We start from the raw sequence: 24896 nt of genomic DNA on the forward strand, positions 1-24896 counted from the left end.
TCAGCGTGGTCCAGACGAGTCAACGATGTGGTGACGCCGCGTCAGATCGCCTTTGGGCTGCGCGAACACCGAAGGGCTCGCACCGTGGAGCACGGTGCGAGCCCCAATTGGTCTGAACCGCCGGCGCCTACTGCGGAGAGGCCGGCGGTGCCTGCGGCGGCTGCGGCCGGGGGTGGCCGTAGCCGTTGCCGCCCGGGGGCGCGTGACCCTGGGACCCGCCCTGATCCGGCTGACCGGGCGCCTCGTCCCGCGTCGGCGGCCGACCCGGTTGCGAGGGCTGTGCCGGAGCTGTGCCCGGTTGCGCCGGCTGTCCCGGGAAGGCGGCGCCGCCCGGCTGCGGCATCGACGGTGCCCGGGACGGAGGCACTTGCTGCCATTGCTGCTGCATGCCCGGCAGCGGTCCGCCGCCCGGCTGCGGGCCGCAGTGGCCGGCCTGTCCCCCGAACGGGGGCTGACCACCCGGCTGACGGGGTTGACCGGGGTGCTGCGGAGGCCGGACTCCCCGCTGCGGCGGGCCGACCGGCTGACCGGGGTGGTACGGGGGCTGACCGGGGTGCTGCGGCTGCCCGGGGCTCGGCGCGTACGCCGGCCCGGGGTGCGGCGGCCCGGGGTGCGGCGGCCCCCCGTACGGCTGGTGGGGCATCGGCGGTGCCATGTGCGGCGGCTGGTGGCCCTGGCCGGCGGACGTCCACAGGCCCTGTGCCTGCTGGGCCCTGGCGAAGTCCTCGGCGACCATCGCCGACAGGGTGAAGTACGCCTCGCGCGTCTTCGGGCGCATCATGTCGAGGTCGACCTCCGCGCCCGCGGACAGGTGCTCGTCGAACGGCACGACCACCACACCGCGGCAGCGGGTCTCGAAGTGCTGGACGATGTCCTCCACCTTGATCATCTTGCCGGTCTCCCGGACCCCGGAGATCACGGTGATCGACCGCTGCACCAGCTCCGCGTAGCCGTGCGCCGACAGCCAGTCGAGCGTCGTGCTCGCGCTGCTGGCGCCGTCCACGGACGGTGTGGAGATGATGATCAGCTGGTCGGCGAGGTCCAGCACGCCGCGCATCGCGCTGTAGAGCAGACCCGTGCCGGAGTCGGTGAGGATGACCGGGTACTGCCTGCCCAGCACGTCGATCGCCCGGCGGTAGTCCTCGTCGCTGAACGCCGTCGACACGGCGGGGTCCACATCGTTGGCGATGATCTCCAGACCGGAGGGCGCCTGCGAGGTGAACCGGCGGATGTCCATGTAGGAGTTGAGGTACGGGATCGCCTGGACCAGGTCGCGGATGGTCGCGCCGGTCTCGCGCCGCACCCGCCGCCCGAGCGTGCCCGCGTCCGGGTTGGCGTCGATCGCCAGGATCTTGTCCTGGCGCTCGGTGGCCAGGGTGGCGCCGAGCGCGGTGGTGGTCGTGGTCTTGCCGACGCCGCCCTTGAGGCTGATGACCGCGATCCGGTAGCAGGACAGCACCGGGGTGCGGATCAGTTCGAGCTTGCGCTGCCGCTCCGCCTCCTCCTTCTTGCCGCCGATCCGGAACCGGGCCGAGGGGTTGCGGCTCGACCGGGCCTTGGGCTTGGTGTTGCGCAGCAGACGGTCGGAGGACAGTTCCACCGCCGCCGTGTAGCCGAGCGGTGCACCCGGCACGGAGCGCTCGCGCTGGTCGGGCGCGACCGGCTGGGGCCAGCCCGCACCCGTGCGGGGGTCGACCGGGTCGGCCGGGGGCTGCTGAGCCTGCCCACGGGGGTGAGCCTGTCCCTGCGTCCGGGCCTGCCGGGCCGGCGGCTGAGGAGCGGCCGGGCCGGGGACGTGCGGTGGCTGCCCGCCCCGGGGCGCCTGGGGCGGTATCGGCCCCGGGCCGCCGGGCTGCCGGGTCGCCGGCGGGAAGCCGTGACCGCCGTGCGGGAATCCGTAGCCGCTCTGCGGAGGCAGGGGCTCGGGGGCCGGCGCGGCCGGTGGCAGCGGAGCACCGGGCTGCCAGTGGGACGGGCCGGGGCCGTAGGCCGGCGGAGGGAACCCGTAACCGTCCGGGGGCGCGGCCGGGTCGGGATGCCGGGCGCCTTGCCGGGGCTGCGGGGGCTGGTGCTGGTGTTGGGGCTGGTCTTGGTGGGGCTGGGGCTGGGGCTGGGGCTGGTGCTGCGGGGGCTCGGGGAACCCGTGGCCGCCCTGCGGGTCCGCGGGCTGCGGGTGCTGGGTGCCCGGCGGAGGGAAACCGTGGCCGGTGGGCTGTTCCGGTACCCCCGAGGGGGACGCCGACTGCTGGTGAGCCGCGGCCGCGGGCAGATCCGCGGGCTGCGCCTGTACGGGCCACTGGGGCGCGGCCGTCGGCGCGGCGGGCGGGAAGGCAGGCGGCAGCGGGGGCAGGACTCCGTCGGCGTCCTGCGTGGCGCCGGGCGCCGGGGCCCAGGGGTGTGCGGCGGCCGGCAGCGGGTGAGTGCCCTGCGGTGCGGCGGTGGGACCGCCGTCCTGCGGCAGCGCGGCCTCGGGGACGGAGTCTCCGGGTTCGGGTGCGGGTGCGGGTCCGGGTTCGGGCGTGGTTCCGGACGGAACCGCACCGGACGGTTCGGCGGACGGCGCGGTGCCTGCCGGTTCGGCGCCGGGCGCGGCCTCGGAAGGTTCGGCGCCGGGCGTGGTTCCGTACGGTTCGGCGCCGTGCCGGGTGCCGGACGACTCGTCCGTCCCGCGCAGGTCCTGGGCGGCGTCCGCGCTCTCGCGCTCGCCGTGGGAAGCTCCCTCGTACCGGCCCGCGGCCGCCGGGCCGGCCTGGGCGGTGCCCTCGTCGCCGTGCCGCTGCCCGGCAGCGGGAGCCTCCTGAGCGGCGCCGGCCGCGGTGCCTTCGCCGCTGCCCTCGGCACTCGCCCCCTCCGCGCCCGAAGGCCCTCCGGGCGCCTCGGGTTCGTTCACGGCCGCCGGCTCGTCCACGCGGTCGGCTCCGGCGGCGGGGGGCGGAGTGCCACCGGCCGTACCCCTCTCCTCCTGCGACGCCGAGGGGGCGGCCGCCTCCTCGCGCTCCGCGCTCTCACGCCTGAGAGCGGCGGGGGAGATACGCATCGTCGCGCCGCTCTCGACATCGCCGCCGCCGAACGGCTGCGGCGCCCCACCGTCCGGAGCTCCGGGCGCCGTGCCGCCCGGAGCGTCCCCGGCCGCCGGGTGGGCGGGATCGTGAACCGGAGCCTGCGCCGCGACCGGTCCGGGCGTGCGGGCCGGCGCCGGCCCGGTGGACGGCGTGTTCGTCTCGTGGTGCGCCGGGGTGGACGGCGTGTTCGTCTCGTGGTGCGCCGAACCGGGCGCCGAGACAGGCCGGTCCGGCTCGAACCCACTGCCCTGAGGAAGACCGGGCACGGCGACGGGCGCCCCGGACGGCGGCGGGGAGGTCGCCCCCTGCACGGCGGAGCCCCCCGATGTAGCCCCCGACGCGTTCTGCGTGTACCAGGCGGGCGGGGTGTAGTCGATGGTGAACTCACCCGTCAACTCTGCGGGCTCCGCGTCGGACTGATCGTCGACGGGCGTGCTCCAGCCCCCGCGGATCTCGTCCCGATCGCCGTTCACTTTGCCTCCTGTGGTCGAGCACCCTCATGCCGTGGTGGGCAGGGGCGACCGTGTCCGCCGTCGGCCCGCCCGGCTCTCCCCCGTACGGCGCCGCGCACCTGCCCGCAGGTTCCGCCGAGCCCCCGGCCCACCCTAATCGCCGACACCGACGGTACGGCAGGCCGGAGCGCGCCCGGTGCCCGTCCCCTGCGTCGCCCGCCGCCGCGGCGCCGGCCCAGGTGACAGACGGGCGGCGCGGGGTGACGGGCGAAACCGGAGATTCCGCGGGAGACGGGGCTGTTGGGGCTGTCGGGGCGTCACGGGATCGGCACGTACCGCCTACCGCCTACCGCCGCGAGCCGCCTGACGCCCCTACCGCCTGCCGCCCCTGCCATCGGCCACCGCGTACCGTCGGCCACCGCGAGCCGCCGGCCGCCGAGTCCGGCGCACCTCGCCCGCACCGGCCCGAGCCGCCCCGTACCCCGGCACCCCCCGCCACGCCGCCTCCGGCGCCGGCCCGCGGATCGCCCGGGCCCGTCAGGATCTCAGCGCAGGTCGAACTCCCCGTCCCGGGCGCCGAGTACAAAGGCCCGCCACTCGGCCTCCGTGTAACGCAGCACGGTCTCCGGGTCCAGCGACGACCTCATCGCGACCGCGCCGCCGGGCAGATGAGCGATCTCGACCCGCTCCTCGTCAGGGCTGGTGCCGGGCGCACCGTGCCACTCGACGCCGGAGATGTCGAGGGCGTACAGCTCTTCCTTCTCCTGGGCGCTCCCCATGCGTCATGCTTCCTTTCGATGGTGCCGAGTCGAAGTGACCCGAAGGGGCCGGGCCGTGGACCTGTTCCCCCGCGAGAACCCGGAGAGGGCCGCACGCGCTGATGTCGCCCGGGTCACACCGGCATCCTAGCGAGCGCCGTTCAGGTCCACAGCCGACCGCCGACCGCCGACCGCCGACCGCCGACCGCCGACCTGTCGCACCATCGCCCGTGCACCGCCGCCCACCGGTGGCGGTGACGTCAGTCGACCCGGCGGGCCACACCCAGCAGGCCGGTCTCGGCGTCGGTGCCGCTCGTCATCACCCAGTGGCGCTCACGCCCCGAGACCCACAGTGTCACCCCGTCGGCCAGGGTCGGAAGGGCGTCGCTCTCCGCCCGGCCGAGCCCGAGGATCCGGCCGATCTGCCCGGCCTCCTGAGGCGACACCCGCTGCACTCCGACCAGCGTGGCGTCTCGCAGCAGCCGCGGTGCCACGGGGCTCAGATAGGGGAGCAGCGTCAGCACCGACTGCCACGGCGAGGACACCACGCGCCCCCGCGGAGGCCGCATGCCGCAGTCCCTGACGACCACCACCGGACTCCCCACCGTGGCGCCCATCGGCGGCACGCGCCCCACGTCGTGGAGCGTGATGCACTCCAGGCCCGCCCCGGCCGCCTGCGCCAGCGCCGTCCACGCCTGCGCCCGGCCGGTCTCCACCGCCACCCGGGCACCCGTACCGGCCGCACGCAGTGCCAGCACCTGCGCCGTCCAGAGGCCGCCGATCAGCAGCACCTCGTACGGAGCCGAACGGTGGAAGCCCACCATCCGGGGCCGGCCCCCGGCGTCGTCGCCGATCACCACGCCGTCGTCGCCCACCGGCAGCAACAGGGCACCGAGGTCCTCCGCCGCCATGGTGTGTCCCGGGTGCCGGGGGCCGAGCAGCCCCCTCCGTGCACGTGGGGAACCCGTGCCCGCGCCCGTCATCGGGTGCCTCCCAGCGGCATCGTCGCCAGTGCCCCGGGCAGCTGCTCGCGGTCCAGCCGCAGCAGACCCACCCCGGCCGACCGCGCGGTCTGCTCCAGTTCCCTTCGCACCGCGACCAGTTCGGTGTCCGAACCGCCGGTGATCCGCACGTGCCCGTGCATCACCAGCGCTCCCCGCCGCGCACCGCGCCGCAGCGAGAGGCTGAAGGTGGTCGCGTAGGCCGGGGCCGAGGTCAGCGCCGACACCAGCGCGGGCAGCGGCTGCGCGCCGCGTCCCAACCCGGGCCAGCGGCCCACGGCGTACGTCGTGTGCCAGCGGTCGTCGCAGCGCCAGACCCGCGAGGTCTCGGCGGTGCGGCGCTGGGCCGCCGCACCGGTCCGGCCCGCGAGGGCCGCGGCACTCGGGCTGGCACAGACCGCGGTCGCGACCGCGGAGTTGAACTCCTCCTGGTCCAGGACCACCGACTGGAACCCGGCCCCGGTGAGCCGGCTCGCCACATGGTCGACGACCCGCACCAGGCAGCGCTGCGCGCCCTCGACACCGCCGCCCCTGGCCTCGACCGCCTCCCGGCAGAGTTCCGGGTCCAGCCTCACGGCCACCCACGTCATCCTCAGCGCGGGAGCGCCCGTCCGCTCCTGCAACGGGCCGTAGGAGAGCCGTGCGACCGACTGCTGCGGCAGATGCGGCGCGGGCGCGGAGCGCACCTGCTGGACCAACTGCACCGACTCCGCGGTGATGTCGTCGACCCGCAGGGCTCCGCCCAGCAGCGCCATCGGCAGGGCCCGGGCCCCGAAGGCGGGCCGCAGCCCGGAGCCACTCGCCTCGACCCGTACGGCGGCCGTCAGGAACGAGCCGTCCCCGAGCATCCCGACCGTGCGGCGATCGCGGCCCACGTAGGTGAACGGGCGTACACCGGGGGCGGCTTCCGCGAGAGGCGCCAGAGACGGATCGACGTCCGGGCCCGCGGGCCCGGCGGCCCGGCGGCGTGCCCGCAGCCCCAGGGCCGTGGACAGCCAGTCCGGCAGTGCGTGACCGCGCCGCCTCAGCACCGCGAGCAGCAGCAGGGCCGCGGCGAGGGCGCAGGCGGGGACCAGCCACAGACCGCCCGGCGCGGCGCCCGCCAGGACCAGCGCGAGCGCCAGCTCCACGAGAACCAACTGCCGCAACGAGAACGGGCCGACACGGCCCGCACCGGCGAGGGGCCGCGGAGTGGCCGCGGCCGGTGCGTCGTCGCCGGTCGGGGCGGCATCACCGGCCAGAGCGTTGCCGCGTTGCCGCCGGGAAGTCTCCGGGGCCCCTCCGGAAGTCCGCCCCCGGCGACAGCGAGTCGCCGTACCCATCGCTGCGTTGCCCCCTCGCGTCCGTGTTCGCCGACCCCACAGGGGCGTTGACCGGGCGATAACCCTACCTGAGCGGTGGGGCGAAGGCGCCGGCAGGCATAGTGGGGGGCTGTGCGGCGGCGGGCCCCGGCACGGGGGTGGCACAACCCGGCCGCCCGGCGGGGAGAGGGGCAGCGGACAGATGGCATCACGTCGGGACGAACTCAACGCGTACACCTTCGCGAAGCGGAGACTGGTCGCGCAGTTCGTACAGCCGAACACGACGGGGTCGGAGGAGGGCGCGCCCCGCCCCCTGCGCGCGGTGGTTCCCGGAGCCGTCGTGGCCGTGGTGATCCTGGCCGTCTTCGGAGCGTGGGGCATGTTCAGGCCGGTGGCCCCGCAGAACTGGGACACCCCCAACGAGAACGTCATCATCGCCAGCAGGTCGACCACCCGCTACGTCGTGCTGAGGACCGACGGGAAGAAGCAGCTCCACCCGGTGCTCAACATGTCGTCCGCGAAACTGCTCCTCGACCCCGGCAAGGGCAGGGTCGTCAACGTCGACGAGTCGGTCCTCGACAACGGCACGATCCCGCACGGCGCCACCCTCGGCATCCCCTACGCCCCCGACCGGCTCCCCGACGCCGAGGAGGCCGGGTCCGCCAAGCGCTGGGCGGTCTGCGAACGGCCCGGCGAAGGCGGCCGCGCCATCCAGAAGGCCGCCTTCGTCCTCGCCGAGCGCGAGGAGCGCAGGACCGAGGGCGCCGGCCGGCTGCGCGGCGGGGAACTGCTCTACGTCGAGGGCCCCGACGAGACCCGCCACATCGTCGACGCCGCCGGCACGGCCTACCCCGTGGACGAGGACGAACTGCTCCTGCGGGTGCTCGTCGGCCTCGGACGGGCACCCCAGCGCGTCTCCGCCGCCTGGCTGGACACCCTGCACAAGGGCGACAGGATCGCCTTCCCCGCGGTGCCGGGCGCCGGTGCGGACGCCGGGGTCCCCGGTGGACTCCCGGACGCGGTGAACAAGGTCGGCATGGTCCTCGAGGCCACCGACGGCACCCGGGTCCAGCAGTACGTCGTACTGAGCGGCCGGGTGGCGCCCGTGACCGACTTCACGGCCAAACTGCTGCTCGGCAGCCGCGAGTTGATCGAACTCGACCAGGACGGCCGCGCCGAGTCCGTCAGCCCCGCCGCCATCCGGCCGGGCCGGGCCTTCGGCAAGGACAAGGAGTGGCCCGAGCAGGCCCCCGAGCCCGTCAACTCGGCCGGCACGGACGAGGGAAGCCGCGACACCGTGTGCAACGTGCTCCGCGAGGTGGACGGCGACGGCTCGACCACCCTCAGCACCTGGGCCGGCGCCGGGTTCCCCGCCACACTCCCCACCGGTTCCAGCAGCGCCTACGTCACCCCCGGCTCCGGTCAGCTCTTCCGCCAGTTCAAGGGCTCTCGTACGGACTCCGGCTTCCTCTTCCTCGTCACGGACACCGGACTGCGCTACGCCATGCAGTCCAACGGCGACAGCGCGGCGGACGACTCCGGGATCGGGGCCTCCGGATCCGGCAGGGAGCGGGAGGCCCGCCGGCAGGAGGCGCAGCAGGCCCAGAACCGCCTCGGCTACAAGAACGTCGAGCCGGTGCCGGTACCGGCCGCCTGGTCCGCCTTCCTGCCGACCGGGCCCCGTCTGTCCACGGGTGCCGCGCGCCAGCCGCAGGGCTCCTGAGGCGGGGACCCGGACCGAGATGACGCACATGTACCGGCGCCTCCTCGCCGCCCCGGCGGCCGCCGCGCTCTCCCTCGTCGCCGTCGCGTCCGCCCCCGCGGCGGCGGACGGTACCGACCGGTGCACCTACCCGGGCAACACGTACGAGGGCCGCCCCTGGGCGCTGCAGCGCGTCCTGCTGGACGAACTCTGGGAGCAGTCCACCGGGAGGGGCGTGCGGGTCGCCGTCATCGACACCGGGGTCGACGCCGGGCACCCGCAGCTCGGCCCGGCGGTCGACGCCGCGAGCGGCCGGAACTTCCTCGACCGGGACCTGAAGGACGCCGACGGCAACGCACTCGAACGCGGCAGCGAGGACGGCACCACCGACACCGTCGGCCACGGCACCAAGGTCGCCGGCATCATCGCCGCGCGCCCGGCCGAGGGCACCGGATTCGTCGGCCTCGCCCCCGAAGCCACGATCATCCCGATCCAGCAGAACGACGCCGAGGGGCACGGAACCGCAGAGACGCTCGCGCGGGCCGTCGACCACGCGGTGGCCGAGGGAGCCGGGGTCATCAACATCTCCCAGGACACCGCCGACGCAGTGGAACCCACACCCCTGCTGAAGCAGGCCGTCGACAGGGCACTGGACAGGGAGATCGTGGTCGTCGCCGCTGCGGGCAACGACGGCACGGGCGGCAACGTCAAGAAGACCTACCCGGCCTCCTACGAGGGCGTCCTCGCCGTCGCCTCCTCGGACCGCAACAACGAGCGGGCGGCGTTCTCCCAGTCCGGGGACTTCGTCGGCATCGCGGCCCCCGGTGTGGACGTCGTCTCCACGGTCCCCGGCGGCGGTCACTGCGCCGACAACGGAACCAGCTTCTCCGCTCCCTATGTGGCGGCCGTCGCGGCGCTCATCAGGAGCAAGCACGAGGACTGGACGCAGGAGCAGATCGTCGCCCAGATCCAGCAGACCGCGGAACGCTCCGTCGCGGGCCGCGACCGCCTGGTCGGCTGGGGCGTCGTCGACCCGGTCCGGGCCCTCACCGAGGACGACGAGCCGGTCTCGGAACCCGTCGCCGAGGAGGGCCTCACCGGCGCAGAGGCCCCGACGCCCGCCGAACTCCACCTCGGCGAGACCGCGGACGAACGCAACGCGCGGCTCGCGACGTACGTCGTGGTGGGCTGCGCGGTCCTGGTCGCCGCGATCGCCGGCGGCGCGGTGACGGTCCGCGACGCCAGGCGCCGGGCCGCCGGCCCGGAACCGGGATCGGGGACCTGACGGCGGCCCGACGAGGATCCGGCCGGGTCTGAGTACTTCTACGGATGCGGCCCCTCGTCGCGGCCGCATAGGGTCGCGGTGCGCCCGGCGGTGCCGGGGTGCCGGGATGCCGGGTAAATCGTCTGACGAATAAGGCACTTGGGACTGTCGGCGGCAGTGACTACAGTGACAAGCGAGTATCGGTGAATGACAGTTGGATGACGAGTCACCACGAGCCACCACCGCACGGTGTGAATTCGTTGTGACGACTCTTGACGGGGAGGGTCGGTCGTAATGCTGCCAGCGGACGGTGGCGGGGGCGGCGCCGCGAGAGATCTCGAGCGTGGTGCGGGTGCACTGAAGCGCTTCCAGGAGCGGGTGAACGCGCTTCTCGCGGAATTCGAGGAGGGCGAGGCCGGCAGGTCCAAGCTGGCCACTCAGGCGGTGCCCCGTAGCTCCTTCAGTGCCCCCGGAGCGGGCTTTCTCGAAGCTGACGGCCTTCACGCGCAGTACGACCGGGTTCATTCGGAAATCGTCAGGCTCTCCAGGTCGCTGGGCGATCAGATCGAGATGCTGAGCATTGCAGTCCGTGGCGCGGAGATCGGGTTCGACAACCTGGAAGAGAACCTGCGGCAGCGTTTCCACTCGATCCAGACGCGTGTTGTGGAGGAGCAGCGGGCCCAGGAACTCCGGACGGCGCAGCACAGGCTCGACAGCGCCCCCGACGAGACCGGCCGGGTCGGGCAGCCCCGAGACGACAGCAAGCGGTCCGGTGACGGGGACCTGGGGTGATCGCAGATGAGTGAGAACGAGCAGCCGTTGACCCCCGAGCAGCAGCAGGCCGAGGACTCCACACAGATCCGCGCGCGGTTCGGCGCGACAGACGCCCTCGAGCGCTTCGCGACGATGATGGACGACATCGGCTTCGGCAGCGGCTCGGGCGGGTTCTTCGGCAGGACGGACTTCGAGTCGAGGAGGCTCAACGAGATGCTCGATCTCGTCGGGAACTCCAATCCCGCCGATCTGGAGCGTGCGGGCGAGGCCCTCGTCGGAGCGAAGACCGCCCTCAACAGGGCCGCGAGGGAACTTTCCGACTACGTCAACAGGGTCGAATGGAAGGGCGAGGCCGCAACCGAGTTCCGGCGTTTCGGAAACGCCCTGGCCAAGCATGCCTATGCGTTGGCGACCTTCGCCAACGCAGCCGGTACCCAGATGACGGCCGCGAGCACGGGCCTGACCTCTGTCCGGAACTCCATGCCGCGGGAACGCGACAACCGCCAGGTGCCGAGGACGGTCGAGGACTTCGCGCTGACCCCGGCCAAGGAGAACGATCCGGAGTATCTGGAGGCGGTCAGGGTCGAGAGGAACCGCCAGGAGGCCATCAACCAGATGAACCGCCTGGCATCCTTCTACGCGGTGTCGGAGGAGTCGCTGGCCGCGCAGCAACCGCCGGCGTTTCCAGCGGCGTTGAGCGCGGATGTGCCGCGGCCCACGGTGATGAGGAGAGGGAGCGACTCCCAGGTGAACCCGGCGCACGGTGCCGGGTCCTCGAGCGATGTCAGTCGGCCAGGCGCTGACCAGGGTGGGACGAGAGCCACAGGCGGCGGCTCCCGCGCTGGGGAGTTCGGTACGGTCCCGTCGGTGACGGAGCGGCAGACGGCCATGGAGATCGACGGAGTGGCGACACCCCCCGCCCCGACCGCGACGTCCGGTGGAGCACCGCACTCACCGGCCACGGGCAGTCCCGGTAACCCAGGAGGCCCGCACTCCTCCACGCCACCGGTCCTCGCCGCTCCCGTCCAGGGGTTGCCACCCCGAGCCAGGGGTACCTCGGCCGCGCCACGGGTGGGTGGAAGTGCCGGCGGAAACGCGGTCGGCCGCCCCAGCGCGACCGGCAGCGGTGCCCCGGCTGCTGGACGCGCCGGAGTGGCCGGCCGCACGGGTGCCGTGGGAAGCCCCACCACGCCGGGCGCCCGGGGCATGCTCGGTCGCCCCTACGGGCCCACGGGAACAGGCGGTGCCGCAGGGCGAGCAGGTGCCGTGGGCGCGTCCGGGCAGGGCCCTGCTGTCGGCCGGCCGGCCGCTGCGGGCCAATCCCCAGCCGGCCGTACGAGCCGTGCACCGACGGCAAGTGGACGTGCCGGTCACTCGAGCGGCGTCATCGGAGGAACCCCTCAGCGTGCAGTCCCCGGAAACGCCGGTTCGCGTACGCCCAAGGGCACCGTCGTCGGTGCCGAGACTTCCCCCCATGGCCGTAGCCCTGGGGCAAGGTCGAATCAGTTCGGCGCGATCGGTGCGGGTGAAGGCAAGGCTGTGCCTCGGACAACGGGAAAGGGCACGCCGACTGTCGATGGAGTCCTCGGCATGCCACGCAACGGTGCCCAAGGCGTGGGGTCGGCTTCGGGAGCTGTGTCCGGAGCCAAGGCCGGTCAACGACAGCCAGGTCGCCAGGACCAGGAACGCGAGGAGGCCGCGCGTCCTGACCACCTGACCGAGGACGAGCAGACGTGGAAAGTACAGCGACGGGGTGCTGTACCACCAGTGATCGACTAGGCGCAGGGAAGGTTCGGAAGTCGGGATGACAGCAGGAACGAGCCGGAGGTGGGGCCGCGCCTCCCGGCGCCCTCTCACATTCACCATGGCATTGGTCGGAGCGTGTGCCGTCTCCCTGATCAATATGGCCCCGACCGCTGCCGCGGGGGACATGCGCTCCAGGCAGTGGTACCTGGACGCGATGCATGCCGACGAGATCTGGAAGAAGACGACCGGCGAGGGCATCACCGTTGCCGTCATCGATACAGGAGTGAATCCTTCGATACCATCCCTGAAGGGGAAGGTCCTGAAAGGTCTGGATGCATCGGACACCAAGGGCGATGCCACGGACGACTACAACGGTCACGGTACGAGCATGGCTGAACTGATCGCCGGTTCGGGTGAAGGCGGTGGCTTGAAAGGGCTTGCCCCAGGGGCGAAGATCCTGCCCTTGCGGATCTCTGACACTGATCTGCAGAACAGGGTAGCGGTGAACGCCCATGATGCGGAAGAGGCCATTCGGTTCGCCGCGGACAGTGATGCGCGGATCATCAGCATGTCCTTCGGAAGCAAGTACTTGAGTCCTCAGGAGATTGAAGCGGTCAAGTACGCCGAGGAAAAGGGCAAGTTGTTCTTCGCCGCTGTTGGCAATGATGCAAAGAACGGTAACAAGCCCGAGTACCCTGCCAACTATCCGGAGGTGGTCGGTGTCGCAGCAACGGACAGGGAGGGGCGGGTCGCCGATTACTCCCAGCACGGTGACTTCGTCGATATCGCCGCGCCCGGCAACGACATCCCCGGCTGGTGCGACACCACCTTCACGCGCTATTGCGACGGTGACGGCGGCACCAGCTCGGCAACAGCGCTCGCCTCTGCCTCCGCCGCCCTGATCTGGTCCCTCCATCCGGAGTGGACCGCGAACCAGGTCCTCCGGGTCATGTTCGAGAGTGCGGCCAAGCCCGACGGCTCCGGGGACGGCACCCTCAGCAACTACCTCGGCCACGGAATCGTGCGCCCCAACGCACACATCAACCGAGGCCTCGGCAAGCCGGGAGACCCCGACATCAGCCCCCTGACCAACGAGAGGACGGGCGGCGCCCCCGCAGACCCGGCGGCCCCTTCCACTCCGGCCGCGTCACAGCCGCCGAAGGAGAAGCCCGTCTCCGAGGCATTGACGGAGGGCTCGAGCAAGAAGACCCAGGACGACGGCCATTTGGGCCTTGTCCTGGGCGGAGCAGCAGTCGTCGCGGTCCTCGCGGGCATGGCCTTCACCGTCGTCCGTCAGCGGCGCGCTGCCTGACCGCACGGCCGGGGCAACGAATCCGGACAGAGGTCTTCACCTTGAGCATCGCCTTGCTGCTGTCTGGCGAGGCGCGATCCAAACCAGTCACACGAATTCAGAAGGGAACGCAACTGTGTCACAGGGCCAGCGGCTTTCGGACCAGCAAGTCATTCAGCTCGAGAGGCAGCTCACCGAGAAGTTCGACTCGATCAAGGGCCAACTGCGGCAGATCCAGGGCACGATCGACAGCCTCGAGGGCCAGTGGAAGGGTATCGGTGCCGGGGCCTTCAACGCGAAGCAGCAGGAGATCAACACCTCGATGGTGGGTCTCGGCAACATCCTCGCGAAGTTCATCGAGGCCATGAGCACTTCGAGGAGGATCAAGGACGGCACCGAGGACGACGTCCGCGCCGCCGTGCAGGCGATCAACGTCGATCTCGGTGCCGGTGGCAGCGCCGCCCCCAGGTCGGGCCTCGCCGGTCTCTAGGAACACCGAGCTACTCGACTTCGGCTGTCATGGCCGATCATCACCAAACGCGAGATGAGGGAATCATGGGCATGAACTCGGGAGACGAGCTCGTCGTCAGGTACGGCGGTCTTGAACTGGCGGCGACCACGCTCGGCAACCAGGCCAGGAAGCTCGAGGAGGACCTGCGGGAGATCAAGGCGGCCATGGCCACCGTGGCCGCCGGCTGGGAGGGCGAGGCCCACAACGCCTACGTTCAGGAGCAGGCGAAGTGGGACAAGGAGGCAGCGGACATCCATCGCGCGCTCATGCAGATCGGTCAGGTCGTGGCGAACGCGGGTGGCGACTACATGGGTGGTGACAGGAAGGCCGCCGGCTACTTCGCCTGACATGCTCGGCTGCGGCGGACGGCTCGGGGTGCTGATGAGGGGTGGGCACGCGCGAGGGGTGCCCACCTCTTCGTCAGCTCCGATGCCAGAGATCCGGGGAACCGGGAAACGGTTATCGGGATCTTTGCTGCATGCCCGGGTGTAACGGAATCAGCAGGTCCTATGACGCAGTTCCCCTGCATGCCGCGGAGTCGGCAACAGACCTCGCGTAGGCGAGCAGCAGGTTCTTGGCCGCATGGATGTCTGAGAACTTCTTGTCGTAGATGAGCACTCTGACGAAGAGCTGGTTCATGTCAGGATGCTCCTTGGCCGCCGCTGGGCATGAGATGAGACGTACCCCGCCCTTGCTACTCCAGGCGTACGTCCCGTCCTCGCTTCTCTGGCCGTCGAGTTCGATGTACGGGTTGCTGCCGGCCACCGTGGCAATGGAGGCATCTCGTTTCCACTCCGAGAACGCGCTCAACACGGTCTTGCCATCGACGGAAACCTTGCAGTGGGTGCGCCCTACCTCCCTTGACTGTGCGTCCGCTTTCACGGTGCTGCCGCTCCTGGGCAGCACCGCGTCCAGCGAGGCGGTCGGCACCGGTGTTCCGCAGAGTTCCGACGGTACGGTGAAGGACCGCTTCTCCTCTGGATCCGAGCAGGCAGTGAGAATCAGTGCGAGCTGTGCGGCCATCATGAGTGCGGTGCACTGTCGTGCTGATCGCCGCTTCGGGTTCCGGCTCTTCTGCCGGGCAGTCCTAGCGGAGGCGGTAGTCGTACTCGAATGTCTCATTCTGCGGGAACCTCCGTGGTCAGATGGTCTGACATGTGTCTGACGTTTGCGGCGGCATCCGAGAATCCGTCGTCGCGGCCCTTCAGGGCCCAATCAGCCGCTCGGTCAGGATTGGAGAGACCATGAGCCTTGGCCGCGTCGGCGGCTGCCATTTGTCCGTGCTCCGCGCTCTGCTCCCTACTCGTCTCCCATAGACTGCCCGCCTCTTGGCCGGCATCGTTCAGGACATCGGTCTCAGACTGCTGAAAGATGTGCTCGAGGAGCATGCCGCTGACGGTAGTCGCGGCACCGCCGACCACGGCACCGCCCACCGGTGTGGCGATGAAACTCACACCGGCTCCGATGCCCGTTCCCACGGCCCCGGACCACGCGTTCTTCTGCTGCGCGACCGAGTCCGAGAACTCTTTGGCCTCCTTGGCGGCTGGTCCCAGCACGGCTTCTTGTACGCCGATTGAGAGCGTGCCGCTCACCTCACCCGAACGACGGGTGATCGCCTCAACCGTGTCCTGGGCCGAGTGCGGATAGCGCTGGTCCGCCGGGAGGTCCGGATTGAGGTGGTAGTCCATGAGGTCAGCCATGTAGGCCTTTTGGCCCACTTCGATAGCAGCGTATCCTTGAGGATTCTGACCCACGGTCACGAGGAACGACGAGACGTCCCTATGATGGAGATCGGCTTGGGTGCCCGCCAGAGGGAACAGCTTGTCAGTGCTCCCGTGCGGGTCGTCCGCGATCGCACGGTTGATGTCGGGCAGGTATTCCGAGGCGATCTGCCCGATACTGTCGGACATATAGCCGTTGTCTGTGAGTCGTTTGGGGTTCTCCGCAACAGAGGCGACGATGTCCGACATAAGTTTGGCCTGTACATTCGAGTGCGGTGGGAGGTCGGCGGTCGGCATCTCGCCCGCCGGATGGCCGGTCGTCGCGGCTTCCAGCGCCATCGCCAGGTTGTTCCGTCCTGCGATGCTCTCCTCGCGAGCCTCGTCGTAGTCGTGGGGCCAGTCGCGCTCCTCGAAGAAGTATTCGAAGTTGCTCAGAGAGCGCCGGTCGTCCTTGCCGTCCACCTTGAAGTCGTGGTCCTCGTCCTTCGCGAGGAAGGTGGCGCCGAAGAAATCGGTGGCTGCGTCGGGGTTGTTGGCAAGCGCCTTGAAGTAGCCGGTCATCGGGTCCCAGCCGGTATCGGTTCCCGTGTGGTTCAGCTGCGGATCAATGCCGAGGGGCTGCCAGGCGGCATGGCCACCGTTGTGTGTGAGCTTCTTCTCCGCGGCGACGAGCTTGTTGCCGAACTCGTGCAGGAACTTGTCGTCGTAGTCGCCCCACCGCATGAGGTTGCTCATGATCTGACCGCCGAAAGGCATTCCGCCGTGCTTCTCCAACGGCCTGTCGGTGAGGGCTACGACATCCCGCCTCCATGTCTCCATGGCGGTCGTGTCACTTTGGCTGGCCGTGGCCAGCGTGAGGCCGAAGCTTCTCTGGAGGCCGGCCATCTGCTCGCGCCGCTCATGCATGAGTTCCGGATTGGCCATGGGCCTGTTCAGATCGGCCCAGAACTCCAGGGTTCCCTTGCCGCCGAGGTTTGCGGCGAACCGCTCGGCGAACAGGGCGTCGCCGGCGAATCTCCTGAGGCCGGCGTTCAGCCGGTCGAACTGCTCGACCGTGAGCGCCTCGGGGTTCTTCTTCGCCAGCTGCGCCAGAGCGTCTGCTTGTCTGAGCGCGTCAGCGGCAGTGTCCCGGTCGGCATAGTCGACGTCGGAGAAGCCGAGCTTGCTCTGGTCGACGAGTGCCGTCAGGACCCTGGTCGCGGAACTGTCGCTCTGGGTCGCGCCGTCGAGGATTCTCTGCACCTCATCCCGCAGGGCGGTCACATCCGCGTCGGTGTGAGAGGGGAGGCTCGTCCCCCGCGCGGCCCGGTCGGGATGGATGTTCATGCTCACCGTGAAGCCGCCGCCCGCTGTGGAGACGACGGTGAGGTTCCTCTCGAGCCCGCGCGCGATCGCGTCGTTCAGTCTGGCCTGGTAGTCCTTCAGCTCGCCGCAGGTGTCCCTCAGGATGTTGCGGATCGACACGGCCTGGGCGTGGGCGTCCGCGAACTCGCCTGCCGTTCTTCCGATGAACTGCTTGGAGATCTTCTCGTTCTCACCGGTCCAGTTCGCCTGGTTCGCCTGTTTGCGCAGCCCGTCGTCGGCGTCCCTCTTCAAGATCGCGAGCTTGCCCGTCAGGGTCGTCCAGTCGGCGACGGATTCTTCGAGCAGGCCGAACCTGGCGAAACGCAGAGTCTCGAGATCCATGGCTAGTCCTTGCCCTTCTCGCTCTTCCTGCTGTCGCCGTAGATCGTGTTCTTCTCGCCCGGCTCCCCGACGCGTTCGTCGAATCCCCCGTCCAGGGTGGCGATGCTGCTCAGCTGCCCGGTGATGCGGTGCTCGTCGTCCTGGTGGATCCTCTGTGTCACTCGCATGTGGTTCGAGATATGGGAGCAGGCGTCCCGGAGCGTGCCGAGCTGTTCGTCCCAGCGCCTGGCCACGTGGGCGAGCCCGTTCCCGAGGTCGAAGCCCTGGCGCCTGAGGTCCTCGGCCGCCTTGGAACTGCTGGGGCCGGCCACACGCGCCTCGTCCCACAACCGGTTGAACAGCGTGAACGCGTTGGTTCCGATCTCCGCGAGATCGGTTTCGGAGACGGCGAGGTCGCCGTAGGCGCCACCGCCCCCGCCTCCCTCGTCGGGCACCCGGTTCAGCTGCATCCGCTCCGGATGGCGCCCGGCTGCCTGCGTCTTCAACCGCTCCCACTCATCCCATGCCATCGAGTGGCTCCTTTCCCCCGTGTGGCGCCGGTCGCGGCGTTCGTTCCCTCAACCTATTGAGCGTGCGCGATCACCTGCAAGAACCGTCCGCGGGCCAGTTGTGGCGCTGTACATCAAACGCCCGATCGCGTGGGCCATTTCGGACCGGCGGGGCAGTGGACCGGCGGGGCAGTGGACCGGCGGGGCAGCGAGGCAGAGGTGTCGCGGTGCCGTGGTGCCGCGGTGACCCGTGGGACGACTCGTTTCGTTCACCCGTGGCGCTCCACGTCCCCAGGCTCGTGGAACCAGGGACACCAGGGGTCCTCTCCCGGCCCTCACGCACGGTGGATCGACGGGGTCACGCCACGAACCCCTCGCACTCGGCCCGACACGCTGTCACGGCCGCCGCTCCTCTCCGTCTCGCGGACGCGCACCGCGGACTCGAGACGGACGAGTGTCTTCGCCCGGCCCGGCCCCGTCTCGAAGGCTCCCGCGAAGTGGAGCAGGCCTACCGCCGGCCGGCACCCAGAAACGCGGCCACGCAAGCGAGGGCCACGCAGCGGGCCGTGAAAGGGGCCGCCGCCGACGGCTCAGGGGCCTCCGGACGCCCGACGCACGGTGCCCCGAACCGCCACCGGAGCTGTCGGGGGGCGATGCCCGGCGCGGAGGCGAGGACCGCCACCGCGAAGACGCCGGCGAAGGCGGCCGCACCCGATCACCGCGCCTCCCCGAGCACGTCCGGCATGAGCCCCGTCTGCACCAGCGGCTTCCCGCGCTGGCGGGTGACGAAGATGCCGCGCCCCGGGGGCATGGGCCGCATCCGGGCCCCGAGCACCTCGCCCTCCGCCGGGTCGCCGGACAGCAGCAGTCCCTGTGCGCCGAGTTCCATCATCCGCTGGAGGAAGGGCTCGTACGCCGCGCGGCTCGCTCCCGCCGAGTTCCGCGCGATGACGAACCGGACACCGACGTCGCGCGCGAAGGGCAGCTGCTCGGTGAGTCTGCCCAGCGGGTTGCCGCTCGACGTCGACACGAGGTCGTAGTCGTCGACGACCACGAAGACGTCGGGGCCCTGCCACCAGCTCCGGTCGCGCAGTTGCCGTGCCGTCACCTCGGCGGACGGCGCACGGCGCTGCATCAGGTCCGCCAGGGCGTCGACATGGTGTTCCATGTTGTTGGACATCGGCACGTACTCGGCCAGGTGCGAGGCCGGGGTGGCGTCGAGCAGCGCGCGCCGGTTGTCGATCACGAAGAACTTGGCGGCGTCGCCGTCGTACCGTTCCGTCAGCTGCTTGACCAGCAGGCGCAGCAGGTTCGACTTTCCGGACTCGCTCTCGCCGAACACCAGGAAGAACGGGTCGCGGTCGAAGTCGGCGAACACGGGCTCCAGGTCGTTCTCGTCGATCGCGAACGACACACCGCGCCGGGGCTCGGCGGATCCCGCGGGGAGCCGGTGGCTCGGGAGTTCGCGAGGGAGCAGGCGTACCTTCGGGGCGGTCGCGCCTGTCCAGTGGCGGCTCGCCTCCCGCACCATCGCGGTGGTCGCCTCCGACAGGTCGCTGTCGGAGTTGATGCCGTCGATGCGCGGCACCGCGGCCATGAAGTGCAGCTTCTCCGGCGTCAGACCGCGCCCCGGCACTCCGGTGGGCACGTTCACCGCGGCCCTGCGGTCCAGTTCGGAGTCCATGGTGTCGCCGAGCCGCAACTCCAGCCGGTTCATCAGCTGGTCCTTGATGTTGGACCGCACGTCCATCGACCGGGACGCGGTGAGGATCACATGGATCCCGTAGCCCAGTCCGCGCACCGCCATGTCGACGACCGCCGGCTCGAGCCCCTCGTGGTCGGAGCGGAAGTTCCCCCAGCCGTCGACGACCAGGAACACGTCGCCCCACGGCTGCTCCGCCACGGAGATCTCCCCGCGCGCCCGGAGCCTGCGGTAGGTGGCGACGGAGTCGACGCCGGTGCTGCGGAAGTACTCCTCCCGGCGGGTCATGATGCCGTGGACCTCGGCCACCGTACGGCGGACCTTCTCGGGGTCGAGGCGTGAGGCGACACCGCCGACGTGCGGCAGGCCCGCGACCGCCGACAGACCGCCGCCGCCGAAGTCGAGGCCGTAGAACTGAACCTCGTGCGGGGTGTGGGTGAGCGCGAAGCCCGAGACGATCGTCCGCAGCAGTGTCGACTTGCCGGACTGCGGGCCGCCGATGATCTGCATATGGCCGGCCGCGCCGGAGAAGTCCCGGTAGAGGGTGTCCCGGCGCTGCTCGTACGGCTTGTCGACGACACCGAGCGGAACGACGAGGCGCCCGGCGCCCTCGAATCCCGGCTGCGTCAGCCCCCGGCCCTCCACCGGCGACAGACCGGGCAGGAGCTCGTCCAGCGGCGGTGGGTTGTCCAGCGGCGGCAGCCATACCCGGTGGGCCTGGGCGCCACGGCCCTCGAGTCGCCGCACGACGACGTCGAGCACCGAGTCGGCGAGTGCGTCGTCCTCGGGCTCGCGCGCCTCGGGCACCGCGGCCCGTGCCGCCGACTCGACGTACCGGAGCGGCACGGGTGCGGCCGTGAACGGCACCGGCCTGCGGTCCACCGGCAGCGGGCCGCCCGGTGCGACCGCGTGCTGCCCGTCCGCCCGGTACGCCCCGGAGACGTAGGCCGCCTTGAACCGCACCATCTCGTCGGTGCCGAACTTCAGATAGCCGGAACCCGGGACGTTGGGCAGGTGGTACGCGTCGGGTACGCCGATCGCCGCGCGTGACTCGGCAGCCGAGAACGTGCGCAGACCGACCCGGTACGACAGATACGTCTCCAGTCCGCGCAGCCTCCCCTCCTCCAGGCGCTGCGAGGCCAGCAGCAGATGGACCCCGAGGGACCGGCCGATGCGGCCGATCTGCACGAACATCTCGATGAAGTCCGGCTTGGCGGTCAGCAGTTCGCTGAACTCGTCGATGACGAGCACCAGCGACGGGATGGGCTGCAGCGGGGCACCCGCCGCCCGTGCCTTCTCGTAGTCGTGGATGTTGGCGTGGTTTCCGGCGTCACGGAGCAGCTCCTGACGGCGGTTCAGCTCGCCGCGGATGGAGTCGCCCATCCGGTCGACCAGGGTGAGGTCGTCCGCCAGGTTGGTGATCACGGCCGCGACGTGCGGCATCCGCGACATCCCGGCGAAGGTCGCGCCGCCCTTGAAGTCCGCGAGGACGAAGTTGAGCGTCTCCGAGGAGTGGGTCACCGCGAGTCCGAGCACCAGGGTGCGCAGCAGCTCGGACTTGCCGGACCCGGTCGCCCCGACGCACAGGCCGTGCGGGCCCATGCCCTCCTGCGCGGCCTCCTTGAGGTCGAGCATGACCGGCGAGCCGTCCTCGCCCACACCGATCGGCACCCGGAGCCGCTCGGCCTGCGAGCGGGGCCGCCAGCTGCGGCCGACGTCCACGGAGGCGGCGTCGCCGATGCCGAGCAGCTCGGTGAACTCGAGGTTGGCCAGCAGCGGTTCGTCGTCGTTGCCGCCCAAGGCGACGCGCAGCGGCGCCAGCTGCCGTGCGAGGGCCTCGGCTGCCTCGATGCTCAGCCGGTCCGGTGCGCCGTCGTACACCAGGCCGTGCCCCGACTCCAGGCGCAGGGAGTCCGGGTGCACCACCACGGACAGTCCGCCGCGCGGGGTCGCCATGTCGCCGGGGACGACCTCGACCAGCGTCACGCCCTGGAGGCCTTCGGCTGCGGCGAGCGGCGACATCGGCGGCACGGACCGGCCGTCGAGTACGACGACGAGGTGGGGCTGGTCGAGCAGCGGGTTCCGGGGGCCCTGGAAGCGCGGGCGCCCCTCGAGGCGGCTCGCGAGCATGTCCTGAAGGTCGCGGGCGTCGGTGGTGATCAGGCGCCGGCTTCCCGCGCCGTCGCCCGGGCCCTGCGCCTGCACGTGCGGCAGCCACTTCGCCCACTCCCAGTGCCCCGCGGCGGCGGGCTCGGCCGCGATCGCGACGACCAGGTCCTCGGGGGAGTGGAGCGAGGCGAGCGAACCGATCACGGCCCGCGCGGCGGACCGGACCGACTCCGGCTCGCCGCTCACCGTCAGGTGGTAGAAGGCCCGCAGGGAGAGCGCCATCGGCAGGCCGTCGAGCGTGCCGTGGGCCGTGATGAACTTCTGCATCGCGCCCGCGGTCAGCGGCTCCAGTTCGTCGACGGGCGCCGTGTCGGGCGCCACCAGGGGGGTCGCCAGCTGCTGGCTGCCGAGCCCGATGCGCACCTGCCCGAAGTCCTCGTCGGCGACCCGGCGCTCCCACACCCGGCTCCCCTCGGCCACCAGCGCCCACAGCTGTTCGGGCGACGGGTGCAGGTAGAACTGGGCGTCGCGCTGCGCCCGGGCGGTCCGGAGTACCGTACGCCGGGTCTGCGTCAGGTACTTGAGGTAGTCGCGGCGCAGCCCGGCGAGTTCTCCCTGGGTGCCCCGCCGGTAGCGCACCAGCATGGCGATCGCCATGGCGACGGTGGACGCGATCATCACCATGCCCATGATCCGCATGACGGGGTTCGGCGTCATGAAGAAGAAGACGACGGAACCCCCCATGCCGAGCATCGGCAGCAACTGCACGAGGGCGCCCTCCTGCTGACCTCTCGGCAGCTCGGGCGGTGGTTGCAGCTGCACCGGTTCGCCGGGCACTTCGGACGGCAGGACCCGTGGTGGGCGCTTGACGACGATCTGGCTCACAGCTCACCGATTCCCTTGCCGGACGGCGATGTTCCGATCGGCGCCCCCGTGGCGACGGGTTCCGTCCGCGGGGAGGGATCCTACTTGCGAGGGGCCGGCGGGCCGGGCGGTAGGGTGTCCCGACGCGTTTGCGCACGCGTGGACCACCGCTTTGCGTACGCGTGGACCACCGCAGGAGGAGGGCCGTTCGGAACGCGGTTCCGACCCGGCCGCCGGACCGGAACGCGGCTCCGGCCCGACGGCCCGGCCGACTCACGAGGGGATGCAGCAGGTGAGTATGACGGCCCCAGCGGCGGCCACCGGGGCCGGCCGGCCGGCCCCCGCGACTCCGTCCGGCAACGGGACCGGCTTCTGCCGGATCACGGTCGTCGCGCCCGACGGCCGCGTGGACGTGGCGCTGCCCGAGGACGTCCCCCTCGCCGACCTCCACCCCGAGATCCTGAGGCTGTCGGGGCAGAGCCCGGCGGAGGGCGCCCCGGTCGGGTACCACCTGGTACGCCGTGACGGCACCGTGCTCGACGGCGCGCGCTCCCTCCTCTCCCAGCGCATCCTCGACGGGGAACTGCTGTCGCTGCGGCCTTTCGCCGAATCGCTGCCCCCGGCCGTCTTCGACGACGTGTCCGACGCCGTTGCGTCCGCGGTCGCCCGGGACCGCACCCTGTGGACCGACGGCCTGATGCGCGGCGCCGGACTCGCCGGCGGCTCGGTGCTGCTCGTGCTGCTCGCCTTCGTGCTGTGGTCCGCCGACCCCCGCCGCGACACCCACGGCCTGCCCGGTGTCCTGGCCGGCGTCGCCGGCGCCCTGCTGCTGGCGCTCGCGTGTGTGCGTGCCCGGGTGTACACCGACCGCGGCTCGGCCGTCGCCCTCGGTATCGGAGCGATGGCGAACGCCGCCGTGGCGGGGGCCGGGCTGCTGCCCGTGGCGTCGGGCCAGGGCGTCGGCCGGCTGCAGTTCCTGCTCGCCTGCGCCGCCGTGCTGGTGGTCTCGGTGATCCTGACGGCCGTCGCGCCCGGCGGGGACGGGCCGTTCGTCGCGTTCGCCTTCGCCGCCGCCGTCGGCACGGCCGCCACCTTCGTCGCGACCACCACCGGGATGGAGCCGTCCGAGACCGCGGCGGTGTGCTCCCCGCTAGCCGTCGGGGCCCTCGCCTTCCTGCCGGGGCTGTCCACCCGCCTCGCCCGTCTCCCCGTCGGCTTCGAGCCTCCGCGCACCGCGGCCGGCGGCTACGGCGCCGACCAGGCGCCCCGGGGCCCCGTCGACGCCGAGCGCATCGCCGCACAGGCCCGCCGGGGCCACGAACTGCTCGTCGGCCTGGTCGGCGGCTGTGCCCTGCTTGCCGTCGGCTCGGCCGCCGTGCTCGGGTTCTCCGGGGACGTCTGGGGCCGGCTGCTCGCCCTGGCCACCGGCGTCGCCATGCTGATGCGCGCCCATCTCTTCCGCTATACGGCCCAGGTCGGCTGCGCCCTCGCGGCCGGCCTGGTCTCGCTCGTCCTGCTGGGGCTCGGACTGAGTCTGAACCCGCCCGCGGAGCTCCTCGCCGCGGCCCTGAGGGGTGACGAAGCGGGCCTCGGCGTCCGGACGGTGTGGCTGTCGGTCGCGGTCGCCGCCGCCGGCGCGGTGGTATTCGCCATCGGCCTGATCGTCCCGCGCAGGGGCGTCACCCCCTTCTGGGGGCGCTTCCTGGAGGTCGCGGAGACGTTCGTGCTGCTCACGCTGGTACCGCTGTGCCTGGCGGTCTTCGGCGTGTACCACTCCATCCGGGCTCTGACGTCCTGACCGGACGGTACACCGGCCCTGTCCGCGGACCGGCCCGCGACCGGCCCCGGCCGGGGTCCGCTCCGGGTCCGTTCCGGGTCCGCGTCCGGACGGGGTGCGGGGAGCTGGTACTCTGTGTGACGGCCGTTTGTGTACGCGCCCCCGGAGCCTCGCAGACTCTGGGAGCAGCGCCCATCGAGCCCTCGCCTCCGAGTCACGGAAGCCCCCCTGAGAACGAGACCAGGGGCACTCGCAGGCGCATCGAACACCAAGAGGAGTACCGAGTGTCTCTCGACGCCGCCACGAAGAAGCAGATCATGTCCGAGTTCGGCACCAAGGAGGGCGACACCGGCTCCCCCGAGGTCCAGGTCGCCATGCTCTCCCGCCGTATCTCGGACCTGACCGAGCACCTCAAGACCCACAAGCACGACCACCACTCCCGCCGTGGTCTGCTGATCCTGGTCGGCCAGCGCCGCCGCCTGCTCCAGTACCTGGCCAAGAAGGACATCCAGCGCTTCCGCACGCTGGTCGAGCGCCTGGGCATCCGCCGCGGTGCCGCGGGCGCCAGGTAGGACGCCGTGAAGGGAGCGGTTCCCACTTCCAGGGGGCCGCTCCCTTCGCCGTACGTGCGGAGTGTCACCGACGCTTTGTAGTCTGGTCGCACAACGCCATACCGGAAACGAAACA

The 24896-nt window shown here is 71.5% G+C and carries 17 protein-coding genes; 8 read left to right on the forward strand and 9 right to left on the reverse strand.

The genetic code is table 11. From position 1 onward, the window contains the following. Nucleotides 1-127 precede the first annotated feature (127 nt). From DDQ41_RS24045 to eccE, 4 genes are all read right to left on the reverse strand, one after another. Nucleotides 128-3535 (reverse strand): SCO5717 family growth-regulating ATPase, encoded by a 3408-nt coding sequence (locus DDQ41_RS24045; protein WP_109296336.1) that lies wholly within the window; start codon nt 3533-3535, stop codon nt 128-130. Between the two features lie 524 nt (nt 3536-4059). Continuing rightward, nucleotides 4060-4293, reverse strand: coding sequence for a DUF397 domain-containing protein (locus tag DDQ41_RS24050; protein WP_109296337.1), 234 nt, complete (start codon nt 4291-4293; stop codon nt 4060-4062). A 239-nt stretch (nt 4294-4532) separates the two neighbouring features. Further along, entirely contained in the window at nt 4533-5255 is a 723-nt protein-coding gene (locus tag DDQ41_RS24055) for a hypothetical protein (RefSeq protein WP_109296338.1), read from the reverse strand. Then, nucleotides 5252-6595: a type VII secretion protein EccE gene (gene eccE, locus DDQ41_RS24060; protein ID WP_174720319.1), complete on the reverse strand. Its 1344-nt coding sequence runs from the start codon at nt 6593-6595 to the stop codon at nt 5252-5254. The genes DDQ41_RS24055 and eccE overlap by 4 nt, the downstream gene beginning before the upstream one ends. Nucleotides 6596-6776: 181 nt before the next feature. Here eccE and eccB point away from each other — a divergent pair, with 181 nt between their 5' ends. The 3 genes from eccB to DDQ41_RS24075 all read left to right on the forward strand — a co-directional run bounded on the left by eccB (nt 6777) and on the right by DDQ41_RS24075 (nt 10332). After that, nucleotides 6777-8297: a type VII secretion protein EccB gene (gene eccB, locus DDQ41_RS24065; RefSeq protein WP_109296340.1), complete on the forward strand. Its 1521-nt coding sequence runs from the start codon at nt 6777-6779 to the stop codon at nt 8295-8297. Nucleotides 8298-8316: 19 nt separating this feature from the next. Continuing rightward, entirely contained in the window at nt 8317-9561 is a 1245-nt protein-coding gene (mycP, locus tag DDQ41_RS24070) for a type VII secretion-associated serine protease mycosin (RefSeq protein WP_109296341.1), read from the forward strand. A 273-nt stretch (nt 9562-9834) separates the two neighbouring features. Then, the gene (locus tag DDQ41_RS24075; protein ID WP_109296342.1) at nt 9835-10332 is read left to right on the forward strand and encodes a hypothetical protein; all 498 of its coding nucleotides are present in this window, start codon (nt 9835-9837) and stop codon (nt 10330-10332) included. Between the two features lie 380 nt (nt 10333-10712). Here the strand turns inward: DDQ41_RS24075 and DDQ41_RS24080 are convergent, their stop codons facing one another. Then, a complete protein-coding gene (locus tag DDQ41_RS24080) occupies nt 10713-10922 on the reverse strand; it encodes a hypothetical protein (RefSeq protein ID WP_109296343.1) in 210 nt (69 codons plus the stop codon). Nucleotides 10923-12178: 1256 nt separating this feature from the next. Between DDQ41_RS24080 and DDQ41_RS24085 the strand changes: the two genes are divergently transcribed. From DDQ41_RS24085 to DDQ41_RS24095, 3 genes are all read left to right on the forward strand, one after another. Further along, a complete protein-coding gene (locus DDQ41_RS24085) occupies nt 12179-13372 on the forward strand; it encodes a S8 family serine peptidase (RefSeq protein WP_316683719.1) in 1194 nt (397 codons plus the stop codon). A 115-nt stretch (nt 13373-13487) separates the two neighbouring features. Beyond that, nucleotides 13488-13841, forward strand: coding sequence for a WXG100 family type VII secretion target (locus DDQ41_RS24090; protein ID WP_109296345.1), 354 nt, complete (start codon nt 13488-13490; stop codon nt 13839-13841). A 65-nt stretch (nt 13842-13906) separates the two neighbouring features. Next, nucleotides 13907-14209, forward strand: coding sequence for a WXG100 family type VII secretion target (locus DDQ41_RS24095; RefSeq protein ID WP_109296346.1), 303 nt, complete (start codon nt 13907-13909; stop codon nt 14207-14209). A gap of 160 nt (nt 14210-14369) precedes the next feature. Here the strand turns inward: DDQ41_RS24095 and DDQ41_RS24100 are convergent, their stop codons facing one another. The 4 genes from DDQ41_RS24100 to eccCa all read right to left on the reverse strand — a co-directional run bounded on the left by DDQ41_RS24100 (nt 14370) and on the right by eccCa (nt 22453). After that, a complete protein-coding gene (locus DDQ41_RS24100; protein WP_147317753.1) occupies nt 14370-14888 on the reverse strand; it encodes a hypothetical protein in 519 nt (172 codons plus the stop codon). 92 nt (nt 14889-14980) lie between these two features. After that, complete coding sequence (locus DDQ41_RS24105; protein WP_109296348.1) at nt 14981-17269, reverse strand: DUF6571 family protein; 2289 nt, start codon at nt 17267-17269, stop codon at nt 14981-14983. Between the two features lie 2 nt (nt 17270-17271). Continuing rightward, on the reverse strand, nt 17272-17778 hold the full coding sequence (locus tag DDQ41_RS24110) for a hypothetical protein (protein WP_109296349.1): 507 nt from the start codon (nt 17776-17778) through the stop codon (nt 17272-17274). Between the two features lie 694 nt (nt 17779-18472). Next, nucleotides 18473-22453 (reverse strand): type VII secretion protein EccCa, encoded by a 3981-nt coding sequence (gene eccCa / locus DDQ41_RS24115; protein ID WP_109296350.1) that lies wholly within the window; start codon nt 22451-22453, stop codon nt 18473-18475. Between the two features lie 277 nt (nt 22454-22730). Between eccCa and eccD the strand changes: the two genes are divergently transcribed. Further along, the gene (gene eccD / locus DDQ41_RS24120) at nt 22731-24230 is read left to right on the forward strand and encodes a type VII secretion integral membrane protein EccD (RefSeq protein ID WP_109297917.1); all 1500 of its coding nucleotides are present in this window, start codon (nt 22731-22733) and stop codon (nt 24228-24230) included. Between the two features lie 263 nt (nt 24231-24493). Further along, a complete protein-coding gene (gene rpsO / locus DDQ41_RS24125) occupies nt 24494-24781 on the forward strand; it encodes a 30S ribosomal protein S15 (RefSeq protein ID WP_109296351.1) in 288 nt (95 codons plus the stop codon). Nucleotides 24782-24896: the final 115 nt, after the last annotated feature.

The organism is Streptomyces spongiicola (genome assembly GCF_003122365.1).
Lineage (GTDB): Bacteria > Actinomycetota > Actinomycetes > Streptomycetales > Streptomycetaceae > Streptomyces > Streptomyces spongiicola.